Raw genomic sequence first — 22,102 nt, 5'->3', positions numbered from 1 at the left:
TCCAGCCGCTTGACAGGAGGACGGTCAGAGCACTGCGGCGAGGATCGCCTCGGCGTCGTCGGTTCCGGATGCCTCGACGATGCGCCCGCGCGCGAGCCGGTACATCGCGAACGAGGCGATGCTGACGCGGCGACGCGTCGCCGACACGTGCCGGAAGATCCCGGTGTGCGCGCCGCTCCCCCACAGGTGGACGGCGAGGCGATCCTCCTCGACGACGATCTGGATGCGGCGCCACTGCCAATCCGGGAAGCCGCGCACCAGGTCGGCGTATTCGTCGAGCCACGCATCCGCCCCGGCGGGGAGGTGCGCGCGGCGCACGTCGGGGGCGAGGAACTCCCGCAGCGCCTCCGCGTCGTGACGGTTCAGCGCGTCGAGGAACTCCTGGAACCACTCGCGCGTCTCCCAGGCCTCCACCCGCCCCATTATCCCCGCGCGTGAGTCGCCAGGATTTGTCGCCTCGGCTGGCAGAGAAGCGACAAATCCTGGCGACTCACGCGTTCAGGCGAGCTCCTCCGCCAGGCGACGGGCGCCGCGGACGGCGATCGCGACGCTCGTGAGCGTCGGGTTCATCGTGTTCGCCGTGGGGATGAGGCCGTTGCCGCCGACGAACAGGTTCTCGAACCCCCACACGTGGGAGTACGGGTCGGCGACCGAGGTTGCGGGCTCGGTGCCGGCGCGCATCGTCCCCATGAAGTGGAGGCTCGAGCCGTTCGGCAACAGCCGCGGCTCGGCGATGAACGAGCCGAGCGCCGCGCCCGCGCGCCGCAGCCGCTCGGTCGCCTCGGCGATCTCGGCATCCTCCCGCTCGGTCAACGCGTACTCGATCGTGAAGTTCGGCAGCCCGCGGTAGTCGAGCTCGTCGTCGCTGAAGGTCGCGCCGTCCTCGACGCGCGGGAACTTCCGCACGCCGAAGCCCATGTTGATGTACCCCCAGCGGTTCCCCGCGGCGGGGTGCGCGGGGTCGAGAGGGAACGGCGGGGTCTCGGCGTACATGATCTGCGCCGAATACGGGTGGTCGGGCTCGGAGAACGGGATGCGGTTGACCGCCGCGACCGGGTCGGCGGGGTTCAGCGCGCGCCGGTCGAGCTCGGCCTGCAGCTCGGCGTCGGACACGAGCTCGCTCATCCGCTCCCCGTCGAGCACGACGGTGCCGATGACGACGTGGTGCTCCGTGAGGTAACGACCGAGGGGAGCCGGACGGATGCCGGAAGCCCACAGCAGCTGCGGCGAGCGGAACGCGTCGGCGGCGACGACGACGGCATCCGCCGGGACGAACGTTTCCTCGTGCGTGCGCAGGTCCTCCACCACGACGCCCCGCACGCGCGCATCGTCGTGCTCGATGCGCCGCACGAGCGAGAGGTCGCGCAGCTCGAACCGCCCCGCGGTGTCGGTGCCCGGCTCGATGAGCGGCCCCAGGACCGTATCGGTCCCGGCCCACCGCATCGTGCCGTTGGGCTGCGGATCGCCGGCGACCGGCAGCGTGCTCACGCCGTAGCCCTCGGGGAGCTCGGCCCCGAACTCGCGGTCGAGGAGCGTGCGGATCGCGGCGCCCACGGGCGAGTCCGAGAAAGCCGCGCTCTGCTTGTGCAGCAGGTCCTCGGCGGTCGAGATGAGGTCCTCCCACTCGTCGTCGGGAATGAAGTCCAGCTTCTCGCTGAACGCCGGACGCGGGATCGCGCAGGTCCAGTGCGCGCCCTGGCCCCCGACGTTGGTGGCGGCGGCCGCCGCCGGGAAGCTCGGGGCGTGCGCCGACCCTGCGCCGCCGAAGTCCAGCAGGTGCGTGCCCTGGCGCGCCGTGAACATGCCCTCGACGATCGTGCCGGACGGGATGCCGAGCGAGTCGCGGAACTCCCCCGCCTGCGGCCCTTGCGACCTCTCCCGGGCGCGGGCCTTCTCGTCGGGGTCGGCGATGTTGCGCACGCTCTCGCCCGGGCGCTCGGTGACCTGTGGCCCGGCTTCGAACATGATCACGCGCGCCTGCGGAAGCGACTCCAGCAGCACCCGCGCGTAGGCGGCGCCGATGGGTCCGCTGCCGACGACGGCGATCGTGGGGGTGTCGGACATGGTCTCTCCTTCGAGATCAGGCGGGCTGAGAGATCAGACGGGCTGGCGTTCGGCGTCGGTCACGGCATCGAGGGGTGCGGGCGCCTCGTCGGACAGACGCCCGCCGGGGAGCAGCAGCGCGAAGACGATGCCGCAGGCGTAGACGAGCGCGAGACCGGCGAACACCGGAGCGAAGGTGTCATGGTAGATCACGGCAACGGCGTCCTGAACCTCGGGGGACGCGGCGCGGACCACCGCGGGAGTCAGGGTGTCGGCATCAAGACCGACCGGGAGGGACGCGGCCACGCCGAAGCCGACCACGCCGCCGACGATCGCCGTGCCGACGGCCGACCCCACCTGGCGCACGAGGTTGGTGGTGGCGGTGACGGCTCCGAGGTCGGAGCGGGCGGCCGCGCTCTGCACGACGGCGAAGATGAGGTTCGTGAACGAGCCGGTGCCGATACCGACCGCGGCCATCACGACCATGGGCACCCACAGCGGCGCCCCCGCCGGAAGCGCGGCCATGGTCGCCAGCCCCGCGGCCCCGAGCACCGTGCCGAAGACGGGGTAGAAGCGGTAGCGGCCCGAGCGGCTGACCAACCACCCGGTGAGCAGGTTGCTGACGAGCATGCCGAGCACGGTCGCGATCGGCACGAGACCCGACACGGTCGCGGTCGTGCGATAGGCCATCTGGATGTACGTCGGCACGTACGCGACGACGGCGAAGAGGCCAGCGCCGACGATGAGCGAGAGACCGAGGCAGGCGAGGATCGTGCGGTTGCGCAGGATGCGGGGCGGCAGGATCGGCTCGACCGCCCGTCGTTCGATGGCGACGAGGGCCAGGATGCCGACGACCGCCGCCGCCGCGCACGCGAGCGCCGCCGGGCGCAGGGCGTCGTCGCCGATCCAGGTCACGGCGAGCACGAGCGCGACGAGCGTGCCGGTGAAGACGATCGAGCCGGGGATGTCGAAGCGGGGATGGGCGCCACCGGGGAGACGGGGCACGGCGACCAGGGCGAGCGCGAAGGCCGCGAGACCCACCGGGATGTTGATCCAGAACACCCACGACCAGCCCCAGAAGTCGGTGATGAGTCCGCCGACGACGGGTCCGACGACGATCGCGACCGGGAAGGCCGTGCCGATCACGGCCATGTAGCGGGGACGCTGGCGGGGGCTCGTGACGCGGGCGATGATCGTCTGCGACATCAGCTGGAGCCCCGCGGAGCCGAGGCCCTGGACGACGCGGGCGGCGATCAGCCAGCCGAGGTCGGGGGCGAAGCCGCACGCGAGCGAGGCGACGAGGAACAGGCCGAGCGACACGAGGAAGACGCTGCGCGGCCCGACGACGTCGCCGAGCTTGCCGAGCACGGGCAGCATCACGGTGGCGGCGAGGGTGTAGCCGACCATGATCCAGCTCATGTGCTCGAGCGCGCCGAGGTCACCGGCGATCGTGGCGAGCGAGGTGGAGACCACCGTGTGGTCGAGGGCGCCGAGGAACGACACCGCGAGAAGGGCGACGACGAGGATGCGCACGCGCGCGGGGGAGAGAGTCATACGTGGGGCGCCCGTACGACCGGGCGATCGACGCGACCGTATGTGCCGCTCCGGCTCCCTCACCGGGCGAACGGACCCGCGGGGCCCCGACGTCGGAGCCATCATACCCGACTTATGTCGATTTTCAACATTAGCGGAGGGCGTCGGAGAGCACCGACGCCGCCCCCGACAGGGCCTGCCCGCCGTCGACACCGATCTCCGCTCCCGTGAGGAACGCCGCGGCATCCGAGAGCAGGAAGGCGACGATCTCGGCGACCTCGACCGCCTCGCCGACACGGTGCAGCGGAATGATCGCGGTGCTCGCCTCGGCGAACGCGGGCGACGCCGACGCCGTCATCGGAGTGCGGATGAAGCCCGGATGCACCAGATTCACCCGGATGCCGCGGGGCCCGAGCTCCGTGACGCTCGCGTGCGTGAGCCCGCGCAACGCCCACTTGCTCGCGGTGTACGCGGCCGTGTAATGCCCCGTGAGTCCCGCGACCGAGCCGATGTTGACGATCGAGGAGCCGGCATCCATGAGCGGGAGGAGCGCTTGGATGCCGAGCATCGCGCCGGTGACGTTGACGGCGAACACGCGGTCCCAGTCGGCGCGGGCGAGCTCTCCGATGCGCGCGCGGTGCGTGATGCCGGCGTTGTTCACCAGCCCCCGCACGCGCCGTCGGTCCAGCGACGCGGCGAGTGCGGCCCAGTCCTCCCCACGGGCGACGTCGAGGCGTCGGTAGGCGAGCGATCCCCTGAGGGGCGCCGCGCGCTCGCGCAGCTCGGGCGCGTCCTCGGCCAGGTCCACCGCGACGACATCCGCCCCGAGCGAAGTCAGCGTCAGCGCCTCCTCCGCGCCCTGGCCGCCTCCGGCACCCGTCACCACGAACAGGTGATCGGCGATGCCCGGCAGACGCAGATCGGTCATCGCCCGGCCGGGGATCCCGCGACATCGGTGCGGTACCGCGCCCGCGAACGCTCCCGCGCCCGCGGCACGGGCGGCGCGGCGACCCGCTCTCCCACGACGTTGACGATCTCGCCGACGCCGTCGATGACCATGCGCACCTCGTCGCCGGGTTCGAGAGGCCGCGGGTCGAGCGCACCGCGGCGCCCCCACAGCTCGCCCAGGCATCCGCCGTGGCCCACCGTGCCCGACCCGAGCACGTCGCCCGGCACGACGACGGAGTTCCGCGCGGCGTACATCACCAGCTCGGGGAACGGCCAGCCCATGTTCGCCACGAGGTCGTCGCCGATGAGCTCGCCGTTGATGAACAGCTCCGCCCGCACGGCGAGGAAACCGTCGGCGCCGAGGTACGGCTCGAGCTCGTCGGCCGTGACGATCCACGGCCCGAGCGTCATCGCGAAATCCTTGCCCTTGGCAGGGCCCAGCCGCACCTTCATCTCGCGCGATTGCAGGTCACGCGCCGACCAGTCGTTCATCACGGTGTAGCCGAAGATGTGGGCGGCCGCGCTCGCGGCATCCAGGTTCTCCCCGTCCGAACCGGGCACGCCGCCGATGACCGCGGCCAGCTCCAGCTCGACGTCGAGCCGCTGCGTCTCGGGGATCGCCACGACGTCGCGGGTCGCCCGGACCGTATGCGGGTTGGTGAAGTAGAAGGTCGGGGCCTCGTACCACTCGGGCACGACCTCGCTCTTGCCGTCGACCGACGCGCTCACCCCCTCGACGTGCTCCTCGAACGCGACGAAGTCACGGATCGTCGCCGGCACGAGCGGGGCGAGCAGACGCACGTCGGCCAGGGGCCGCGCCGCCGCGAGGTCACGTCGTCCGAACAGCGCCGAAGCCGCGTCGAGCCCCTGCGCGAGCACCTCGGCGACACGCAGCCCGTCGGGGAACGGGATCACCGTGGCCCCGTCGACGAACCCCTCGCCGATGTCGGCGCCGTCGACCCACCGCGCGATCCTCACGCGTGCACCCGCGTGCGTAGCAGCGCCTCGGCGTTGCCCCCGAGGATCGCCGTCGCCTCGGCGTCGGCGAGCCCGGCCCCGCGGACGAACCCGACGGGGTCGTCAAGCCCCATGTCGAACGGGAAGTCGCTGCCCAGCAGCACCCGATCGGCTCCCGCGACCTCGACGAGCCACCGCAGGGCGCGCTCGTCGTGCACGACCGTGTCGAACCACAGCTTCGCGAGGTAGGTCGAGGGCGCGTGCGCGCACCCGTGCGCCTCGGGCCGCACCTTCCACGCGCGGTCGGAGCGGCCGATCGCGGTGGGCAGGTACCCGCCGCCGTGCGCCGCCACCAGACGGAGGCCCGGATGCCGGTCGAGCACACCCGCGAAGATGAGGTGCGAGAGCGCGACGGCGTTCTCGGTGGGCTGGCCGACCGTGTTCGAGAGGTAGAACCGGTCGAGGCGCTCGTCGAGCGAGCAGCCGAACGGGTGCAGGAACACCACCGCCCGCAGCTCCGCGGCGCGCGCCCAGAACGGCTCCAACCGGTCGTCGCTCAGCTCGACGTCGCCGGCGAAGGAGGAGATCTCCACCCCGGCGAGCCCGCGCCCGAGCACCGCGTCGTCGAGCGCGTCGACCACGAGCTGCGGGTGCTGCAGCGGCACGGTGCCGAGACCCACGAGACGATCCGGAGCCTGGGCGACGTGCTCGGCGATGAGCCGGTTGGCTTCGCCGGTCGTCCACGTCGCGAGACCCTCGTTCGCCCACGGGTAGAAGTGGTTCGGCGACGGGCTGACCCACTGCCGGTCGACGCCCTGCGCGTCCATCGCGGCCAGACGCGCCTCGACGGAGGTCAGGCGCGGGAACCGCTCGCCGATCATGCGCCCCGACGCCTGCAGGCTCGCGAGCCCGTTGCGGCGCAGCTCGAGATCGGCCGCGGCCTGCACCTCCTCGGGCACCCGCCGCTCGACCTCGGCGTGCAGGCCCGGCATGAGCAGGTGGGCGTGGACGTCGACGACCTCGCTCATGCGGGCACCGAGGTGATCTGCGCGACGCGGAACATCAGGCCGCTCGCGTCCGCATCGCGGACGCCGTCGAGCTGCCACTGGGCGAGCTGCGCCGACGCGTCGACGATCGCCTCGGCCCGCGCCACACGACGCTCGTGGAAGGCGTCCCACAGCGTCTGGTCGACGGCATCCCCGTCGATGAGGAGTTCCGTCAGCACCGCGGCGTCCTCGAGTCCCTGTGCGGCACCCTGCGCGATGGTCGGCGGGCAGCTGTGCGCGGCGTCGCCGATGACGACGACGCGGCCACGGTTCCAGGGCGCCTCGACGAGGTGTCGGGTGAACCAGGTGTAGTTGGCATCCGCCCCGGCTTCGATGTCGGCGCGGATGGAGTTCCACGGACCGTCGTACGCGCGCGACTGCTCGACCATGATCCGGCGCGCCTCCTCGGGGGAGGCGCCGGAGCGGTCTTCGGCCTTCTCGACCAGGAACGCGTACATCGTGTCGGCACCGGTGGGCGTGTACCCGGCGATGTACACCGGACCGCCGTAGTACAGCTCGGTGCGGTCGACCCCCTCGGGAAGCGACACGAACGTGCGCCAGATACCCATGCCGTTGCGCTCTGGAGACACGTGGATGCCGACGAGCTCGCGCACCGTCGAGTGCAGGCCGTCCGCACCGATGACCAGGTCGTAGCTTCCCGCCGGCGCGCCGTCGACCTCGACGTCGACCGCGTCGCCGGACGGCGTGAGACCGGTGACCCGCCGGCCGAAGTGCACGCGGGCGCCGTGCTCCTCCACGGCGGCGAGGAGGATGCGGGCCAGGTCGGGTCGCGACAGCCCCATGGCCGAGGGGTAGTCCGCACCGCCCGTCTTGAGATCGGGGAGCGCTGCGACGATCGGGGCCCCGGGCCCCGGCGCGCGCAGGTTCAGGCCCTCGAACGCGTTGCCGGCCGCGGCGATCTCGTCCCACACCCCGAGCGCGTCGAACACGCGCAGGGCGTTCCCCTGCAGCGTGATGCCCGACCCCCGGGTGGGCAGCGACGGTTGCGCGTCGAAGACGTCGACCTCGACGCCCGCGCGGGCGAGGAAGATGGCGGATGCCAGGCCCGCGACGCCGGCTCCGGCGATCGCGACTTTCTGAACGGCGGTCATGTCAGAACCTCTCTGTTCTTTCCACGGGGATCAGGTTTACAGCAGGGCGACGGGATTCACCGGCGACCCGACGGCGCCGGTGATGGGGAGCGGCGGCGCGGAGAGCAGGAACTCCCAGCGCCCCGCCGACGCGCACGCCTCGGCGAGCGCGTCGAGGTTCCACATCTCGCCGATCGTGAGCCCGAGATTGGGGATCACGACCTGGTGGAGGGGCTGGAAGGCGGGCACGTCGAACTCGTTCGGCCGCACCTCGAACCCCCAGGTGTCGGTGGCGATGGCGGCGATCTCGGTGCGGTGCAGCCACCCGGCGGTCGTGAGCGACAGCCCCGGCGCGGGGCCGCCGGCGTAGTCGCCCCAGCCCTCGCGCGTGACGCGGGCGAACTGCCCGGTGCGCACGAGCACGATGTCGCCGCGACCGACGGTGACGCCCTCGGCGGCCGCGCACGCGTCGAGGTCGGCGGCCGTGATGGCGTAGCCGTCGGCGAGCTCACCGCTCTCGGGCGCGAGGTGCCGGCCCACGTCGAGCAGTACGCCGCGCGACACGATGACGTCGGCCGCGTGCTCGATGCCGGTGACGAGGTCGCCGTCGCTCGTGACGACGTCGCCCGCCCGGCGCCCGTTCCAGGCGAACCCGTGGTCGAAGATGTGCCCGAGGCCGTCCCACTGGGTCGAGCACTGCAGGGGCATCGCGATGACGTCGTCGGCGCCGCCGATGCCGTGCGGGAAGCCCTGGTTGCCGCGCTCGGCATCCGTTCCCGTGTCGGTCATCGTGTGCACGGGGTTGGTCCGGCGGCGCCAGCCCTTCTGCGGCCCGTCGGTGTCGAAGCGCTGCGAGAGCGAGATGGAGCGCCCCTCGCGCACGAGCGCGGCGGCCTCGCGACGCTTCGCGGTGTCGATGAAGTTGAGCGTGCCGAGCACGTCGTCCTCGCCCCACCGCCCCCAATTCCGGTGGGCCTCGGCGCGCGCGGCGATCTCCGCCTCGGGGTTCTGCCGGTCGAGGTCGGCCGGATCCTCCGACGGCGCGCTCACGCGTTCTCCTCCGCGACGCACCGCACGACCTGCGTGCCGAGCGCGCCGATGGTCCCCGTCATGACGTCGCCGTCGCGGAGGAACCTCTTCCAGTGCTGACCGTTTCCGGCGGGACTGCCGGTGAGCAGCAGGTCGCCGGGGAGCAGCGGGTGGGTCTGGGATGCCGCGGACACCAGCGCGGGGACGTCGAACAGGAGGTCGGAGGTCGAGGCATCCTGCATGACCTGTCCGTTGAGCTCGAGCCGCACCGGGGTGTCGGCGGGGTCGACGAACCGGGCGGGCACGAGGAGCGGACCCGTCGGGAGGAACCCGGGCGCGTTCTTCGCCCGGTACCAGTCGGTGCCGATCTCCTTCATGTCCTTGCGGAAGACGAGGTCGCGCGTGGTGATGTCGTTGACGATCGTGTAGCCGGCGACGTGGTCGAGCGCCTCCTCGCGCGAGACGCGGAACGCCTCGCGCCCGATGACGACGGCGAGCTCCAGCTCCCAGTCGTGCACGTCGCTGGAGGCCGGCAGCACGAGCGGCACGTCGTCGCCGACGACGCACGCCGTGAGCCCGATGAAGAAGTAGGGCTCGCCGGTGCGGGCGCGCTCGTCCATCATGTCGGCGGCGAAGGCGCGGGCCTCCTCCGGCGTGCGGTCGGTGTTCTGCGTCAGGCCCGCCGCCACCAGCTCGATCACGTGCTGGCGGTAGTTGGCGCCGGTCTGCAGCACCTGCCGCGGCTCGACGGGCGCGGTGAGGGTGACATCCGACAGCGGATGCCACTCCCCCGGCGCCGCAGCGAGAGCTTCGAGGCGATCCCAGTCGGGGTCGGCGAGGAACGCGTTCAGGCCACCGCCGAGCTCGTCGTCGGCGAGCGCACGGATGCGGTCGCCGGCGACGAGGCCGACGTGCACGGCATCCCCGTCACGGAAACGCGCGAGGGCGAAAGGTGCGGTGGTCATGGTGGTGCTCACTCTCCCCGACCGGGATCGACGTTCAGCCCCGGCCCTGGACGGCGTAGGGGTTGAGCAGGGCGTCCTTGATCTCGTCGGGCACGCCCTCTTCGGTGGCGCTGGGGCCGTCGGCGGGCGGGAACGACTCGGTCATCGACATGGGCATGGCGCCGTTTCGGTACAGGTTGTTCGAGCCCTGCGACGGCTTCCAGGTGTTCGCCTCCCAGTCGGGGACGTAGTTGCGGTAGCCGCCGGTGTTGAGCTCGATGCGCAGCGTCGAGGGCTCGCGGTAGTAGAGGAACGTCTGCTCGCCGATGCCGTGGATGTTGGGGCCGTACTCGATCGGGATGCCGTTCTCCATGAGGGTGTCGGCGGCGATGAGCAGCTCTTCGCGGGTGTCGACCCAGAAGGCGTAGTGGTTGATGCGGCCGGCGCGGGTCGAGCCGTCGAGGACGACGCCGAGGTCGTGCGACTTCTCGTTCGTGGTCAGCACCGAGAACACCGAGATGGGCGCCTCGTCGAGGACGGTGCGCGCCATGAAGCGGAAGCCGAGGGTGTCGACGTACCACTGCACGAACGCGTCGACGTCGGAGGTCGCGACGGTGACGTGGTCGAGCTGGCGAGGAGCGCCGGCGACCGAGCTGCGCTTCTCGGGACGGTCGGGGAAGATCGACGCGGTGTGGGGCTCGGGACGGTGACGCTCGACGTCCCAGTGCAGCGTCATGTTGTGGCCGAACGGGCCGGTGAAGCGGTAGGCGCGGCCGATGCCGCGGCCGTCGAACCACTCGCCCTGGATGCCGGTCGCCTCGACGCGCTTGGCCGCCTCTTCGAGGGCCTCGGCCGACGAGGTGCGCCAGGCCATGGTCTCGAGCGCGGGCTCCGCGCCGCGGACCACCACGACGGAGTAGGAGTAGTAGTCGCCCCAGCAGCGCAGGTAGACGCGGTCGTCCTCGCGCGCGACTTCGGTCAGACCCACCTGGTTGACGTAGAAGTCCACCGAGGCATCGACATCGGGCGTCGTGATCGCAACGAAGGACAGGTGCGAGAGAAGCTTGATCATCTTCGATCCTTTCGGTGAATCGGGCCGTTCCGACTCTTCTTCCACTATCCGACCGAAGTCGATATCAGGGAAGCCGATCCTGTGGATGCCGAGTATCGACCCGGTTTATTCCACTCCGAGGATGCCGTCGTCGTGGGCCAGCTCGTCGAGGTCACCGGGCCGCACGCCGGTGGCGACGGCATCCCGGAGCCTCCGGAGAGCCACGCGCTCGGCCGCCTCGCGTCTCGGAGCCGCGATGCGCCGGCCCTCGAGGTCGTCGATCTCGACGTGGATCGTCGCCGCCGCGGAGTCGGTCCGCACCTCCACGCGCCGCGGTCCGAGCGCGATCGCCGTCAGCGCGTCGCCCACCCCCGCGCCACCGAGCGCCCGGGTCACGCTGACCCCGATCCGCCCGCGGGCGAGGGCGAGGACGTCGGCCGTCGGCGTCGCGGCGTGCGCGACGACCTCGAGCGGCCCGCCGGCGAGCACGCGCGCCCAGCCGACGGCGTCCCTCAGCACCACCGCCGCTTCGGACGGCGCTCCCCACGCATCGACCACGACATGCGCCGCGGGCACCGGGGCGACCGTCGCGACGACATCGGCCCGCAGCCGGCGCCGGGCCACCACCACGTGCACGCCCAGCACCCGAAGCCGCTCGTGGGCGGCGGCCGGCGCGGGCTGCGGTTCGTCCACCACCACCCCGAGGGTGTCGGTGAGCCGCTCCACACGGTCCCACCACGCGCCGCGGCCGTCGACGACCCGCAGGACGCCGGCCTCATCGGCATCCGCGAGCCGCACGAGGGGCGCGAGTTCGGCCACGGCCGACCGGTAGGCGGCCAGGTCGGTCCCCACCGCCATCGCGCTCACGCGGCCACCCCCGCCCGCACGGCCGCGGCGGCGCCGTCGGCCACGGCGATGACGAACGCGGCATCCGCGCGCAGCTCGTCGTACTCCATCGCCGTCTCGCCGCGCAGCAGGGCCGCGAGCGCGCGCCACTCCGCGTCGTACCCGTCGCGCCGGTCGATCGGATACGCGGTCTGGATGCCGCGCCCGTCGCGAACCGTGGTGCGGGCGCTGCCCGCGTGCACGAACGGGGGCGGGAACTCGACGTCGATGCGCGCGCCGTCGGTCGCGACGTTCACCCGCCACAGCGAGTCCGCCCCGTGGGGCCCCATCACCGCGGTGAAACGCACGACCGCATCGGACGAGCGGAGGGCGAGGTCGAACCCGATGGGCGCGACCGGTCGCGCCCACACGACCTCGGTGGCATCCGGGACGAGATCGCGCACGAGCGGCAGATCGTGCACGGCCAGCCCGACGACCAGCTGCCGGACGATCCGCGCGCTCAGCTCGCGGTCGTCGGGGTCGATGGGCGGGCGAGCGGGCCCCGGTGCCGAGGGAAGGGGCGCGCCCGTGACGAGCTCGTGATACCTCCCGTTAGGCGCGAGCGACAGCGTCACCGACACCGACCGCACGCGATCGCGCGTGGCGTGCAGGTGGTGAGTGGCCCGCGACCACGCCGGGTCGAACAGGTGATTCGTGCCCACCACCAGGAGGGCGCCGGCGTCGGCGCACTCGGCGACGATCCGCTCGGCGTCTTCGAGGGTCGTCGCGAGCGGCTTCTCGCAGAAGATGGCGCGGCGCCCCGCGGCGAGGCTCGCGCGCACGTGCGCGGCGTGCTGCTCGGGCGGGCTGCACACGGCGACGACCTCGACCTCGGCGTCGGCCAGCAGCGCCTCCACGCCGGTCGAGGAGCGTGCGCCGAAGCGCTCGGCGATCGCGGCGGCGCGCCCGCTGCCGCCGTCGCTGACGTGCACGAGGCGGAAGTCGCCCGCGGTCCGCGCCAGCGTCGGCGCGTGCAATGCCGCCACCCCGGGACCGGCCCCGATGATGCCCACTCCCCAGGTCATGACGCTCCTTCGCGGCCACTTCGGCACGAATGGCGCCGAAGTTCGAGACTAATGAACCATAGATGACGCGAAACCGGGAGCGGGAGGCCGCCCTTGTGTGAAGATCGAGCATGGCCAACGTCTCCACGCTCCGCTTCGGCGCACAGACCGACGAGGTCACGAGCCTGCTGCGGATCGTCAACATGGTCCGACTCGGCGAGGCGGTGACGCGTCCCGAGATCGGTCGCGTCACGGGACTCGGCCGCGGCGTCGTGACGCAGCGGGTCGATCGCGCCGTCGAGATGGGCTTCCTCGAGGACGCCGAGTACGCCCCCTCCTCGGGCGGGCGGGCTCCGCGCACCCTGCGCTTCCGCTCCGAGCGCGGACGGATCGTCGTGTGCGCGCTCGGCGGACTGCACATCCATGTGGGCGTCACCGACCTCGACGGCGAGATCCGCGCCGAGGCGCACCGGGCGTGGGACATCGCCAGCGGCCCCGACGAGACCCTCGCGGTCGCGACGTCGATGGTCGACGAACTCCTCGAGAGCGACGGAAACCCCGCGGTCTGGGCCGTGGTCGTGGGCCTCCCGGGCCCGGTCGACTTCGAGACCGGCCGGCCGGTCGCCCCGCCGATCATGCCCGGGTGGAACAACTTCGACGTCCGCTCGCGCTTCGAGGAGCGCTACTCGGCGCCGGTCTGGGTCGACAACGACGTGAACATCCTCGCCGCCGGGGAGCGCGCGCGTCGGCGCGAGGACAACCCCGACCTCATCTACTGCAAGGTCGGCACCGGCATCGGCGCGGGGCTCGTGTCGCACGGGCGCCTGCACCGCGGCGCGAACGGCGCCGCCGGTGACATGGGCCACGTCCGGGTTCCGGGGGCGGAGCAGCAGTGCCGGTGCGGGAAGATCGGATGCCTCGAAGCCGTCGCCGGCGGCTGGGCCCTCGTGCGCGACGCGCGCGAGGCTGTCGCGGCCGGGGGCACGGGTGCGATCGCCGACATCCTCGCCTCGGGCACCGAACTCGCCCCCGAAGACATCTCGAAGGCCGCCGAGCGGGGCGACGCGCTCGCGATCTCACTCATCCAGGCCTCCGCGCGGCAGATCGGCGAAGCGGTCGCCGCTCTCGTGAACATGTTCAACCCGAGCGTCATCGTCATCGGCGGAGCCGTGGCGGCCGCGGGCGAGCTGTTCCTCGCCGAGGTGCGCCACCGGGTCTACGAGCTCTCCCTGCCGCTCGCCACGCGGGACCTGTCGATCGTGACCAGCGTCAACGACGCCCGCGAGCCGTTGCGCGGCGGGGTGGACCTCGCCCGAGAGCAGCTGTTCGAGGCGGTGTTCCCGCGATGGTTCGCCGAGGGTCGCCCGACGCTCGCGGCGATCCGCGGCGCGGCGATCCCCGCCTGACACTTCTTCCTATTTGCGACATTAGTCGGTAGATTCGGGACTTATGGTCCTGACCGCGCTGCGCGACGATGCGCTGCACACCCTCCCCGACGGGTACGTCCTCCGCCTCTCCCTGCCCTGGATCCGCTCCCTGCCCCTCGCCGGTCTCGTCGACCCCGAGGTGCGCATCGACGGGCGATCCGCCCCCGCGACCGTGGAGCTCGGCGACCGCCGCGTCGACCCCGCCGACCTCGAGGCCGAGCCGCTGTGGTGGCACGTGCAGGACCGCGTCGCCCTGCACGTGACGGATGCCGCGAGCCCTGGCATCCACGAGGTGTCGGTGTCGTTCCGGCTGGAGGTGCCGTACCTCGACGGCGGGCCCGACGGGCCCCTCCGTCTGCCCTTCTTCTTCACCCGCGAGCTGGACACCGAGACGCCGACGACGGGTGTCTCGCGAGACGTCGGGAGCCGCGCATGAGCGCGCTGCCGGCGGGCTGGACGCTGTCGGCGAGCGCGTTCAACCTCACGCCCGAAGTCGTGCGCGCCGAACGCACGGCCCCGGATCTCGCGGTCGCCCTGGTCGAACGGGGGCTCGCGTCCGCGATCGAGGTGGAGCTCGGGCAACTGTGGCGCGGCTACCCGGCGGCCACGCTCGCCGAGGCGCACGACCTGCGCGATCGCCTCGACGCGGTAGGCGGGCGAGTGAGCATCGTCGGCGTGAGCATCGACGAGTGGGACGGTCACCGCCGCCGCACCGACGACGAGCGCCTCGCCTTCCTCGAGCCGCAGCTGCGCACCTCCGCGGCGCTCGGCGCGCAGGGCGTGCGCCTCCCGATCGGCCAGGCGGGCGCGGTGCTCGAGCGCGCGCTGCCCCTGCTGGAGGAACTCGACCTCGTGCTGTACGAGGAGGCGCAGGGGCACCAGACGCCGGCCGCGTCGCCCGAGGCCTTCGCGCGGATCGCCGAGATCGACAGCCCCCACGTGCGCCTGCTGCTCGACATCAGCATGCTCATGCCGGCGCTCCCCGTGACGTACCTCGACGCCCTGTCCCGCGGGGGTGTCGACCCGGCACTCGTGACGCTGCTCCGGGACCACTGGCGCGAGCCCGGAACCCACGGCGCGGTCGTCGACCACCTGCGGTCGGGCCGCGTGCCGGGACCGGTGCACACGCTGTACATGAACCTGCTCGTGCGGTTCGGGCGCTCGGACGTCTCGGACGTGGCATCCGTTCTGCCCCTCATCGGCGGAGTGCACCTGAAGTTCTGGGACCTCGACGACGCCGACCACCGACTTTCCGACCCCCTTCGCGACGTGGGCGCCGCCCTCGCCGCGACGGGCTACACCGGCACGCTCTGCAGCGAGTGGGGCGGCCAGGAGTGGCTCGACGACGACCCGTGGGAGATGACCTCGCGTCACCTCGCACGGGCCGCCGCTCTCCTCTCCGACCGTCCATCCCCTCACGCGTGAGTCGCCAGAATGTGTCGCCCGGAGCCCGCTCGCAGCGACACATATTGGCACCTCAGGCGCTCGCGCATCAGAACAAGGAGCACCCCATGACCGACCGCCCCATCAAGTGGAGCTACATGGACCACTGGCGGGCCCAAGGACCCGCCGGACCCTACGACCAGTGGCAGTCGAAGCTGGCGATGAAGCGATTCCTCCAGCAGGTCGCCGCCGTCGGATTTGACGCGATCGACACGTTCGACTTCCGGATCTGGCAGATCTTCGAGCAGTACGGGTCCGTCGCCAACTACCAGGAGTTCGTGCAGGAGCAGGGCCTCGAACGGATCGTCAACACGTTCCACGGGGTCTACTACTCCCCCGACCGCTACGCCCCCGAGGTGCCCGCGACCCACGCCACGATCCTGGAGGACTTCCAGCGGACGCTGGACATGTGGTCCGGCATCCAGCTCGACAACATCATCGTGATGCCCGGGTCCCGCTACTTCGACGAGGCCGGCGTGCCCGACGACGGGCTGAAGCACGCGGCCGACATCTGGGGGAAGGTGGGCGAACTCACACAGCAGTACGGCGTCAACCTCACCTGCCACCACGAGTTCTACGCCGGCATCCGCACGCGCGACCAGATCGACCGCTTCTACTCCTACGCCGACCCGCGCTACGTGAAGTTCTTCGTCGACACCGCGCAGCACTGCATCGCCGACGTCGACCCGGTCGATGTGTACGAGAAGCACCACGCGCGCGTGACCGGTTTCCACTTCAAGGACACCCGCCACAAGGACGTCAACGACGATTACCGGATGTTCCCGGATGCCGAGGTATCGGCGAAGACGACCGAGAAATGGTTCTACGAGATGGGCACCGCTGAGGGGCTCGTCGACTTCGAGGCGATGATGCGCTCGGTGCGCGACAACGGCTACACCGGCTGGATCAGCGTCGAACACGACAAGGCCGACAAGCTCGGCGGCGACTACGCCGAGAGCACCGCGATCTCGCGCTGGTACGCCAAGAACGTGCTGGACGGCATCTACAACGAGGAGGTCGCGCGATGAGCGACGTGCGCTGGGCCTACGCCGTCAACCAATGGGACACGAACATCGACTCGTTCGTCCGCAAGCGCGAGCACGAGCGGGCGTTCAAGACCGTGTCGATCAGCGGCTTCTCGGGCATCGAGCTCACCGCCGTGAGCTTCGGCGCGTGGGAGCCGCTCGGGACGCCCCAGCAGATCGCCGACCTCTACGGCTCGCTCGAGGCGTTCCGCGAGGTGCTGTCCGCGTGCGCGCTCGACGCCGTGAGCAGCTACGTGTACGACCCCTCCGTCGGCTTCGAGGTCGAGATGGGCCGGGGCCCCGACCCGCTGGATCCGGCGTCGGTCGGCGAGATCACCCGCACCGCACGCTGGTTCGCGGATGCCGTCCGCCGCCTCGGCGGGAGCGTGCTGGTCGTGCGCGCCGCCCCCTCGGCGTGGCAGACGGGGCCCCTCTCCGACGAGCAGATCGGTGTGCTCGCCGACCTGTGGAACACGGTCGGCTCGGCCGTTGCCGAGGATGGCATCGCCCTCGGTCTGCACGTCGACTTCCTCTCGGCGCTGCGCCTGGGGGATGGCATCCATCGCCTGCTCGCCGCCACGGACCCGGCGAAGGTCGGTCTCGCGATCGACACCGCCGAATACGCGATCGCGGGGATCGATCCGGTCGCGCTGTACCGGCGGTACGCCGACCGGGTCGTCCACGTGCAGCTGAAGGACGCCCGCGAGACGGTCGACGACGCCGAGGCGTCGACGCCGCACGCCGAGCAGTTCGTCCGCACCGAGGGCGGCCCGCGCAAGATCCTGCGGTGGTTCTACGAGCCGAGCGACGAGCGCGCGTTGGTCGACTTCGAGGCTTTCGTCGGCGCCCTGGCCGAGCACGGCTACCGCGGCTGGATCGTGGTGGAGTCCGACCAGAGCCCCCACCCCGCCGAGAGCACGATGGTCGCGGGCTGGTACGTGCAGAAGGTGCTGCAGCCGCTGCTGGGCTGAGGCTGCGCCCTTCGCGTGAGTCGCCAGGATTTGTCGCCTCGGCATGCCGAGAAGCGACAAATCTTGGCGACTCACGCGCTCGTCAGCGCGGGAGCAACCTGGCCGCGCGGTAGATCTCGTCCACGACGCGCATCGTGCCGACGGCGCGGCGGGCGTCGAGGATGCTGGGCGCGCCCGTGGTCAGCACGTCGCGCAGGTGCTCCAGCTGCCGGGCGTAGCTGTTCTCGGCGGGGTCGACCGCGACCTCGCGCAGCACCGTGCCGTCGGGGGTCGTCACGCGGAGGGTCGCGCCCCACTGCGGCACGATGACGCTCGTCGCACGCAGCGTGGCCGCGCCCCCGAAGACCCGCACCTCCATCGCCCCGGCGTCGTCGCCGAGGAACGACGCCCGGACCGCGGCCGGGATGCCACCGGGCAACAGCAGTTCGGCGTCGGTCTGCAGGTCGATGCGGGGGTCGACGTCGTACGTCCGCGCCGACGCCGAGACGACCTCGGGCTCGCCCCACGCCGCCCGGAGCAGATCGACCGCGTAGCAGCCGACGTCCATCACGGCGCCGCCGGCGAGGTCGCCGTCGAGGCGGATGTTGCCGGGCTTCACGACGAAGTGCGGGATGCTGAAGTCCACCTCCACGCGCCGCACGTCGCCGAGGGCCCCCGACCCGATCGTGGCGAGGAGGTCCGCGATGAACGGATGCGAGCGGTAATGGAAGCCGACGAACGCGCGTCGGGCGTTGGCATCCGCCGTGTCCGCGATGGCCGCGGCGGTCGTCCCGTTCGCCGACAGGGGCTTCTCGCACAGCACGTGCTTCCCGGCCTCGAGCGCCCGCGTCGCCCACTCGGCGTGGACGATCGGCGGTAACGCGAGGTAGACGAGATCGACCCGGGGATCCGACAGCACCGCGTCGTAGTCGCCCCACGCGGGGAGGTCGAGCCGGTCGGCGAACGCGCGCGCCCGCTCCGGATCCCGCGCGCCGATGGCCACGACCTCGACACCGTCGACGGTCCGCGACGGCTCGACCATCGCGCGTTCCGCGATGCCGCCCGCCCCCAGGATGCCGATCCCGATCATGCCTCTCCCTCACTCATAAACGCGATCCGCGCGCATAAACACGGTGTGCTCGCGTTTCTGGGCGCGAATCGCGTTTATGCGTGACACGGCCGCGGCCCGGACGCCGCCCCGCCCCGCCCCGCCCGCGCCCCGCCCCGCCCGGCCCTCACCCCTCGCCGTTGTAGTACGGCCAGGGGTTGATGCGGCGGTCGCCGCGGCGATCGGGGCCGGTGAGCGTGACTTCGCCGGTCGCCGCCCACTCGACACCGCGTGGGAACATGCGGATGAACTCGATGCGCCGGAACGTGTCGATGTCGTGCCCGATCGTGATCGTGAACGACCGGCCCGCGCCGTACTCGTTGATCCACGCGAGCGGCTGGTCGGTGTTGATGCCCGGCAGCGCCGCGATACCCTCCGGCGGGATGTCGACCGGGTAGTGCGACATCGGCCACACGGGCGCCTTCTCGTACGCCTCGAGGTCGTCGAAGGTCGTCAGCAGCACCTGGGCGCCCTCGTACATCTGCACGCCGACGAGGATGTCGTCACCGGTGACGGTCCACGTCTCGTTGATGCCCTCGGTGATCGGATGCCGGGGCTCGGCGGTCCGCAGCAGGGCCTCGCCCCATGGACGCGGACGCAGCCCCGTCTCCCACGCGCTGAGCTTGGCTCCGCGCATGACGTTGTACTCCTCGGGGTAGCCCCAGCGGTCCTCCTGGGCGGCGGAGCCGTGGAACCACACGATGCCCTTGCCCTCGTCGTGCACGAAACGCAGGATCGCGGCATCCGTCTCGGCCCCGAACCCGGTCGCGATGTCGTGGTAACCGTCGCGGCCCTCGAACACGACGATCAGCACGTCGTACTTGGCGATGACGCTCGCGGGCAGCCCGCGCGGGTCCTCGACGACCCGCACGTGGAAGCGCCCGGTGTCCTCCAGGAGCGTCGTGATCCACTGGTTGTGCAGGCGGAAGCTGCGGTGGGCGTTGTCGTGCTCGACGGTCATGTGCCCCGAGAGGATCAGCACGTTCAGCACGGCTCAGTCCTTTCGCGAGAACGCGGCGTCGAACAACTGGTGGGGCGGGGTGATCTCACCGAGCTTGCGGACGAAGGCGAGCGCTTCGGGGCCGCCGACGAGCCGGTCCATGCCGGCGTCCTCCCACTCCACGCTCGTCGGACCGTCGTAGCCGATCGCGTTCAGCGCGCGGAACAGCGGCTCCCACGGCACGGCGCCGTGCCCGGTGGAGACGAACGTCCAGCCGCGCCGCGGGTTGTCCCACGAGAGGTGCGAGCCGAGCACGCCGTTGCGGCCGTCGAGGTTCGTGACCGACTCCTTGCAGTGCACATGGAAGATGTGCTCGGCGTAGTCGAGGACGAAGGCGACCGAATCCAGCTGCTGCCAGACGAAGTGCGACGGGTCGAAGTTGAAGCCGAAGCTCTTCCGGTGGCCGATCGCCTCGAGCGTCTTCTTCGCGGTCCAGTAGTCGTACGCGATCTCGGACGGGTGCACCTCGAGCGCGAAACGCACCCCGACCTCTTCGAACACGTCGAGGATCGGATGCCACCGGTCGGCGAAGTCGCGGTATCCCGCGTCGATCATCGCTTCGGATGCCGGCGGGAACATGGCGACGTACTTCCAGATGCTCGACCCCGTGAAGCCGGTCACCGTCGAGACCCCGAGCTTCGCGGCGAAGCGCGCCGTGTTCTTGAGGTCTTCCGCGGCGCGCTGCCGCACGCCCTCGGCATCCCCGTCGCCCCACACGCGCGACGGCACGATGTCGTGGTGCCGCTCGTCGATGGGGTCGTCGCACACGGCCTGGCCGACGAGGTGGTTCGCGATGGTCCAGACCTTCAGTCCGTGGCGCTCGAGGATGTCGAGACGCGACTGGACGTAGTCGGCGTCGTCCCAGCGCGAGACGTCGATGTGGTCGCCCCAGCAGGCGATCTCGAGGCCGTCGTAGCCCCACTCGCCCGCGAGACGCGCGACCTCTTCGAAGGGCAGGTCGGCCCACTGGCCGGTGAACAGGGTGATCGGGCGTGCCATGACGAAACCTTTCAGGAGACCGGAACGGGGGATGCCACGCTCGTCCACGCGGCGGCTGCGGCGGAGCTGCGCTCGACCGCGTCGAGCACCTGCTGGACGCTGAGTCCCTCGGCGAACGAGGGGTGCGGGTCGGTCCCGCTGTCGATCGCGTCAACCAGGTCGACCACCTGGTGGGTGAAGCCGTGCTCGTAGCCGAGCATGTGACCGGCCGGCCACCACGCGGCGACGTACGGGTGCACGGCCTCGGTGACGAGGATCTGGGTGAACCCCTGGCGTCCCTCGGGTGCCGTGCGGTCGTAGAACCGCAGGCTGTTGAGGTCTTCCAGGTCGAACGCGAGCGCCCCGCGGTCGCCGGACACTTCGATCGTGAGCGCGTTCTTGCGGCCCGTGGCGAACCGCGTCGCCTCGAACGACGCCAACGCGCCGTTGGACAGCCGGCCGGTGAAGATCGCGGCGTCGTCGACCGTGACGTCGCCGACGCCCTCCCCCGCCGAGCCCGAGAGCCCCGATCCGGCCGCCTGCAGCGGACGCTGCTTCACGATCGTCTCGAGCGTGCCGGTGACGCTGTCGATGTCGAGCCCCGTGACGAACCGGGTCATGTCGATGATGTGCGCGCCGATGTCACCGAGCGCCCCCGACCCGGCATGCTCCTTCTGCAGGCGCCAGGCGAGCGGCATCCCGGGGTCGACGAGCCAGTCCTGCCGGTACGCCGCGCGCACCTGCTGCACCGCTCCCACCGCCCCCTCGGCGATCATGTCGCGCAGCAGCGTCACCGCCGGGACCCGCCGGTACGTGAACCCCACCATCGACCGGATGCCGCGCGCCCGCGCCCGCTCCGCCGCCTCGGCCATCGCCTCGGCCTCGGCCACGGTGTTCGCCAGCGGCTTCTCGCACAGGACGTGCTTGCCGGCCTCGAGCGCCGCGATCGCGATCTCGGCGTGGGAGTCGCCCGGAGTCACGATGTCGACGATGTCGATGTCGTCCCGGGCGATCACCTCGCGCCAGTCGGTGGCCGATTCCGCCCAGCCCCACTTCGCGGCGGCGGATGCCACGGCATCCGCGTTCCGACCGACGACGACGGTCATCTCCACCGGGCGCGCCAGATCGAAGACGTGCGGCGCCTGCCGCCACCCGACCGAATGCGCCGCCCCCATGAAGCCGTAGCCGATCATCGCCACGCGCAGGGGCCGGGCGGATGTCATGCCAGCACCAGCTCGCGCTCGACCGGCACGCGGTTCGTGACGTAGCGGCCGGGGCCGCCGTCGACGCCCGGCATGATCTGCATGTAGAGCAGACGCATCGTCAGCACCACCTCGACGGTGATCGTCTCGCCCGCCGCGGGCGGCGTGTCGAGGTGGATCCGCACGTCAGGGCGGTCGGCGACGAACCACAGGGTGTCGGACTGCTCCGGCAGCTCCTCGACGCGGTACTCGCGACCCTCGAGGACGAACCGGAGGTCTTCCGTGGGGATCGCGACGCCGTTCACGGTGGCGGCGACGCCGTCGACCGCCGACAGCCAGAGGCTGCGGTACCACGGCAGCTGTACCGAGACGGCGAGCCCGTCGTCGGTGCGACGGACGTCTTTCTCGGCGAAGAGCGAGTTGTGGGTGGCCACGGGG

The 22,102-nt window shown here is 71.6% G+C and carries 22 protein-coding genes; 5 read left to right on the top strand and 17 right to left on the bottom strand.

Annotation, left to right across the window (positions count from 1 at the left end):
• Positions 1-24: 24 nt before the first annotated feature.
• From CSIV_RS10115 to CSIV_RS10060, 12 genes are all read right to left on the bottom strand, one after another.
• Positions 25-423, bottom strand: coding sequence for an ester cyclase (locus CSIV_RS10115; protein WP_202401110.1), 399 nt, complete (start codon positions 421-423; stop codon positions 25-27).
• A gap of 75 nt (positions 424-498) precedes the next feature.
• A complete protein-coding gene (locus CSIV_RS10110; RefSeq protein WP_077051228.1) occupies positions 499-2,064 on the bottom strand; it encodes a GMC oxidoreductase in 1,566 nt (521 codons plus the stop codon).
• Between the two features lie 33 nt (positions 2,065-2,097).
• Positions 2,098-3,597, bottom strand: coding sequence for an MDR family MFS transporter (locus tag CSIV_RS10105; RefSeq protein WP_077051227.1), 1,500 nt, complete (start codon positions 3,595-3,597; stop codon positions 2,098-2,100).
• Positions 3,598-3,727: 130 nt separating this feature from the next.
• The gene (locus CSIV_RS10100; protein WP_077051226.1) at positions 3,728-4,504 is read right to left on the bottom strand and encodes an SDR family NAD(P)-dependent oxidoreductase; all 777 of its coding nucleotides are present in this window, start codon (positions 4,502-4,504) and stop codon (positions 3,728-3,730) included.
• Positions 4,501-5,502 (bottom strand): fumarylacetoacetate hydrolase family protein, encoded by a 1,002-nt coding sequence (locus CSIV_RS10095; RefSeq protein ID WP_077051225.1) that lies wholly within the window; start codon positions 5,500-5,502, stop codon positions 4,501-4,503. The genes CSIV_RS10100 and CSIV_RS10095 overlap by 4 nt, the downstream gene beginning before the upstream one ends.
• On the bottom strand, positions 5,499-6,509 hold the full coding sequence (locus CSIV_RS10090) for an amidohydrolase family protein (RefSeq protein WP_077051224.1): 1,011 nt from the start codon (positions 6,507-6,509) through the stop codon (positions 5,499-5,501). The genes CSIV_RS10095 and CSIV_RS10090 overlap by 4 nt, the downstream gene beginning before the upstream one ends.
• Positions 6,506-7,639, bottom strand: coding sequence for an FAD-dependent monooxygenase (locus tag CSIV_RS10085; protein WP_077051223.1), 1,134 nt, complete (start codon positions 7,637-7,639; stop codon positions 6,506-6,508). Before CSIV_RS10085 ends, CSIV_RS10090 begins: the two co-directional genes overlap by 4 nt.
• Before the next feature lie 36 nt (positions 7,640-7,675).
• On the bottom strand, positions 7,676-8,668 hold the full coding sequence (locus CSIV_RS10080; RefSeq protein WP_077051222.1) for a cyclase family protein: 993 nt from the start codon (positions 8,666-8,668) through the stop codon (positions 7,676-7,678).
• Positions 8,665-9,612 carry a fumarylacetoacetate hydrolase family protein gene (locus CSIV_RS10075; protein ID WP_077051221.1) on the bottom strand — a complete coding sequence of 316 codons (948 nt, stop codon included), beginning with the start codon at positions 9,610-9,612 and terminating at the stop codon, positions 8,665-8,667. The genes CSIV_RS10080 and CSIV_RS10075 overlap by 4 nt, the downstream gene beginning before the upstream one ends.
• A gap of 34 nt (positions 9,613-9,646) precedes the next feature.
• The gene (locus CSIV_RS10070) at positions 9,647-10,663 is read right to left on the bottom strand and encodes a VOC family protein (RefSeq protein WP_077051220.1); all 1,017 of its coding nucleotides are present in this window, start codon (positions 10,661-10,663) and stop codon (positions 9,647-9,649) included.
• A 105-nt stretch (positions 10,664-10,768) separates the two neighbouring features.
• Positions 10,769-11,509 (bottom strand): hypothetical protein, encoded by a 741-nt coding sequence (locus CSIV_RS10065; protein ID WP_139340667.1) that lies wholly within the window; start codon positions 11,507-11,509, stop codon positions 10,769-10,771.
• Positions 11,506-12,552 (bottom strand): Gfo/Idh/MocA family protein, encoded by a 1,047-nt coding sequence (locus CSIV_RS10060; RefSeq protein WP_077051218.1) that lies wholly within the window; start codon positions 12,550-12,552, stop codon positions 11,506-11,508. The genes CSIV_RS10065 and CSIV_RS10060 overlap by 4 nt, the downstream gene beginning before the upstream one ends.
• 110 nt (positions 12,553-12,662) lie before the next feature.
• On the opposite strand from CSIV_RS10060, the gene CSIV_RS10055 reads away from it, so the two are divergent.
• From CSIV_RS10055 to CSIV_RS10035, 5 genes are all read left to right on the top strand, one after another.
• A complete protein-coding gene (locus tag CSIV_RS10055) occupies positions 12,663-13,937 on the top strand; it encodes an ROK family protein (protein ID WP_077051217.1) in 1,275 nt (424 codons plus the stop codon).
• A gap of 43 nt (positions 13,938-13,980) precedes the next feature.
• Entirely contained in the window at positions 13,981-14,394 is a 414-nt protein-coding gene (locus tag CSIV_RS10050; RefSeq protein WP_077051216.1) for a hypothetical protein, read from the top strand.
• Positions 14,391-15,383 carry a restriction endonuclease subunit R gene (locus CSIV_RS10045; protein ID WP_077051215.1) on the top strand — a complete coding sequence of 331 codons (993 nt, stop codon included), beginning with the start codon at positions 14,391-14,393 and terminating at the stop codon, positions 15,381-15,383. The genes CSIV_RS10050 and CSIV_RS10045 overlap by 4 nt, the downstream gene beginning before the upstream one ends.
• 86 nt (positions 15,384-15,469) lie before the next feature.
• The gene (locus tag CSIV_RS10040) at positions 15,470-16,429 is read left to right on the top strand and encodes a sugar phosphate isomerase/epimerase family protein (protein ID WP_077051214.1); all 960 of its coding nucleotides are present in this window, start codon (positions 15,470-15,472) and stop codon (positions 16,427-16,429) included.
• A complete protein-coding gene (locus CSIV_RS10035) occupies positions 16,426-17,397 on the top strand; it encodes a sugar phosphate isomerase/epimerase family protein (protein ID WP_077051213.1) in 972 nt (323 codons plus the stop codon). The genes CSIV_RS10040 and CSIV_RS10035 overlap by 4 nt, the downstream gene beginning before the upstream one ends.
• 82 nt (positions 17,398-17,479) lie before the next feature.
• Here the strand turns inward: CSIV_RS10035 and CSIV_RS10030 are convergent, their stop codons facing one another.
• From CSIV_RS10030 to CSIV_RS10010, 5 genes are all read right to left on the bottom strand, one after another.
• Entirely contained in the window at positions 17,480-18,466 is a 987-nt protein-coding gene (locus tag CSIV_RS10030) for a Gfo/Idh/MocA family protein (protein ID WP_077051212.1), read from the bottom strand.
• Between the two features lie 145 nt (positions 18,467-18,611).
• A complete protein-coding gene (locus tag CSIV_RS10025; RefSeq protein WP_238592363.1) occupies positions 18,612-19,475 on the bottom strand; it encodes a ThuA domain-containing protein in 864 nt (287 codons plus the stop codon).
• Between the two features lie 3 nt (positions 19,476-19,478).
• Positions 19,479-20,483 carry a sugar phosphate isomerase/epimerase family protein gene (locus CSIV_RS10020; protein ID WP_077051411.1) on the bottom strand — a complete coding sequence of 335 codons (1,005 nt, stop codon included), beginning with the start codon at positions 20,481-20,483 and terminating at the stop codon, positions 19,479-19,481.
• An 11-nt stretch (positions 20,484-20,494) separates the two neighbouring features.
• Positions 20,495-21,685, bottom strand: coding sequence for a Gfo/Idh/MocA family protein (locus tag CSIV_RS10015; protein WP_077051211.1), 1,191 nt, complete (start codon positions 21,683-21,685; stop codon positions 20,495-20,497).
• Positions 21,682-22,098 (bottom strand): C-glycoside deglycosidase beta subunit domain-containing protein, encoded by a 417-nt coding sequence (locus tag CSIV_RS10010; protein WP_077051210.1) that lies wholly within the window; start codon positions 22,096-22,098, stop codon positions 21,682-21,684. The genes CSIV_RS10015 and CSIV_RS10010 overlap by 4 nt, the downstream gene beginning before the upstream one ends.
• Between the last annotated feature and the right edge of the window lie 4 nt (positions 22,099-22,102).

This window comes from Microbacterium sp. CSI-V (assembly GCF_001984105.1).
Classification (GTDB): Bacteria; Actinomycetota; Actinomycetes; order Actinomycetales; family Microbacteriaceae; genus Microbacterium.
Note: the sequence above shows the minus strand (reverse complement) of the source record. Positions and strands in the feature narration are given on the sequence as shown.

Bases quoted from the DNA above. Each gene is read 5' to 3' on its own strand.
- CSIV_RS10055 (WP_077051217.1), top strand. From the start codon at position 12,663: ATGGCCAACGTCTCCACGCTCCGCTTCGGCGCACAGACCGACGAGGTC.
- CSIV_RS10075 (WP_077051221.1), bottom strand. From the start codon at position 9,612: ATGACCACCGCACCTTTCGCCCTCGCGCGTTTCCGTGACGGGGATGCC.
- CSIV_RS10085 (WP_077051223.1), bottom strand. From the start codon at position 7,639: ATGACCGCCGTTCAGAAAGTCGCGATCGCCGGAGCCGGCGTCGCGGGC.
- CSIV_RS10045 (WP_077051215.1), top strand. From the start codon at position 14,391: ATGAGCGCGCTGCCGGCGGGCTGGACGCTGTCGGCGAGCGCGTTCAAC.
- CSIV_RS10110 (WP_077051228.1), bottom strand. From the start codon at position 2,064: ATGTCCGACACCCCCACGATCGCCGTCGTCGGCAGCGGACCCATCGGC.
- CSIV_RS10030 (WP_077051212.1), bottom strand. From the start codon at position 18,466: ATGATCGGGATCGGCATCCTGGGGGCGGGCGGCATCGCGGAACGCGCG.
- CSIV_RS10115 (WP_202401110.1), bottom strand. From the start codon at position 423: ATGGGGCGGGTGGAGGCCTGGGAGACGCGCGAGTGGTTCCAGGAGTTC.
- CSIV_RS10040 (WP_077051214.1), top strand. From the start codon at position 15,470: ATGACCGACCGCCCCATCAAGTGGAGCTACATGGACCACTGGCGGGCC.
- CSIV_RS10100 (WP_077051226.1), bottom strand. From the start codon at position 4,504: ATGACCGATCTGCGTCTGCCGGGCATCGCCGATCACCTGTTCGTGGTG.
- CSIV_RS10050 (WP_077051216.1), top strand. From the start codon at position 13,981: ATGGTCCTGACCGCGCTGCGCGACGATGCGCTGCACACCCTCCCCGAC.
- CSIV_RS10105 (WP_077051227.1), bottom strand. From the start codon at position 3,597: ATGACTCTCTCCCCCGCGCGCGTGCGCATCCTCGTCGTCGCCCTTCTC.
- CSIV_RS10070 (WP_077051220.1), bottom strand. From the start codon at position 10,663: ATGATCAAGCTTCTCTCGCACCTGTCCTTCGTTGCGATCACGACGCCC.
- CSIV_RS10020 (WP_077051411.1), bottom strand. From the start codon at position 20,483: ATGGCACGCCCGATCACCCTGTTCACCGGCCAGTGGGCCGACCTGCCC.
- CSIV_RS10090 (WP_077051224.1), bottom strand. From the start codon at position 6,509: ATGAGCGAGGTCGTCGACGTCCACGCCCACCTGCTCATGCCGGGCCTG.
- CSIV_RS10035 (WP_077051213.1), top strand. From the start codon at position 16,426: ATGAGCGACGTGCGCTGGGCCTACGCCGTCAACCAATGGGACACGAAC.
- CSIV_RS10015 (WP_077051211.1), bottom strand. From the start codon at position 21,685: ATGACATCCGCCCGGCCCCTGCGCGTGGCGATGATCGGCTACGGCTTC.
- CSIV_RS10060 (WP_077051218.1), bottom strand. From the start codon at position 12,552: ATGACCTGGGGAGTGGGCATCATCGGGGCCGGTCCCGGGGTGGCGGCA.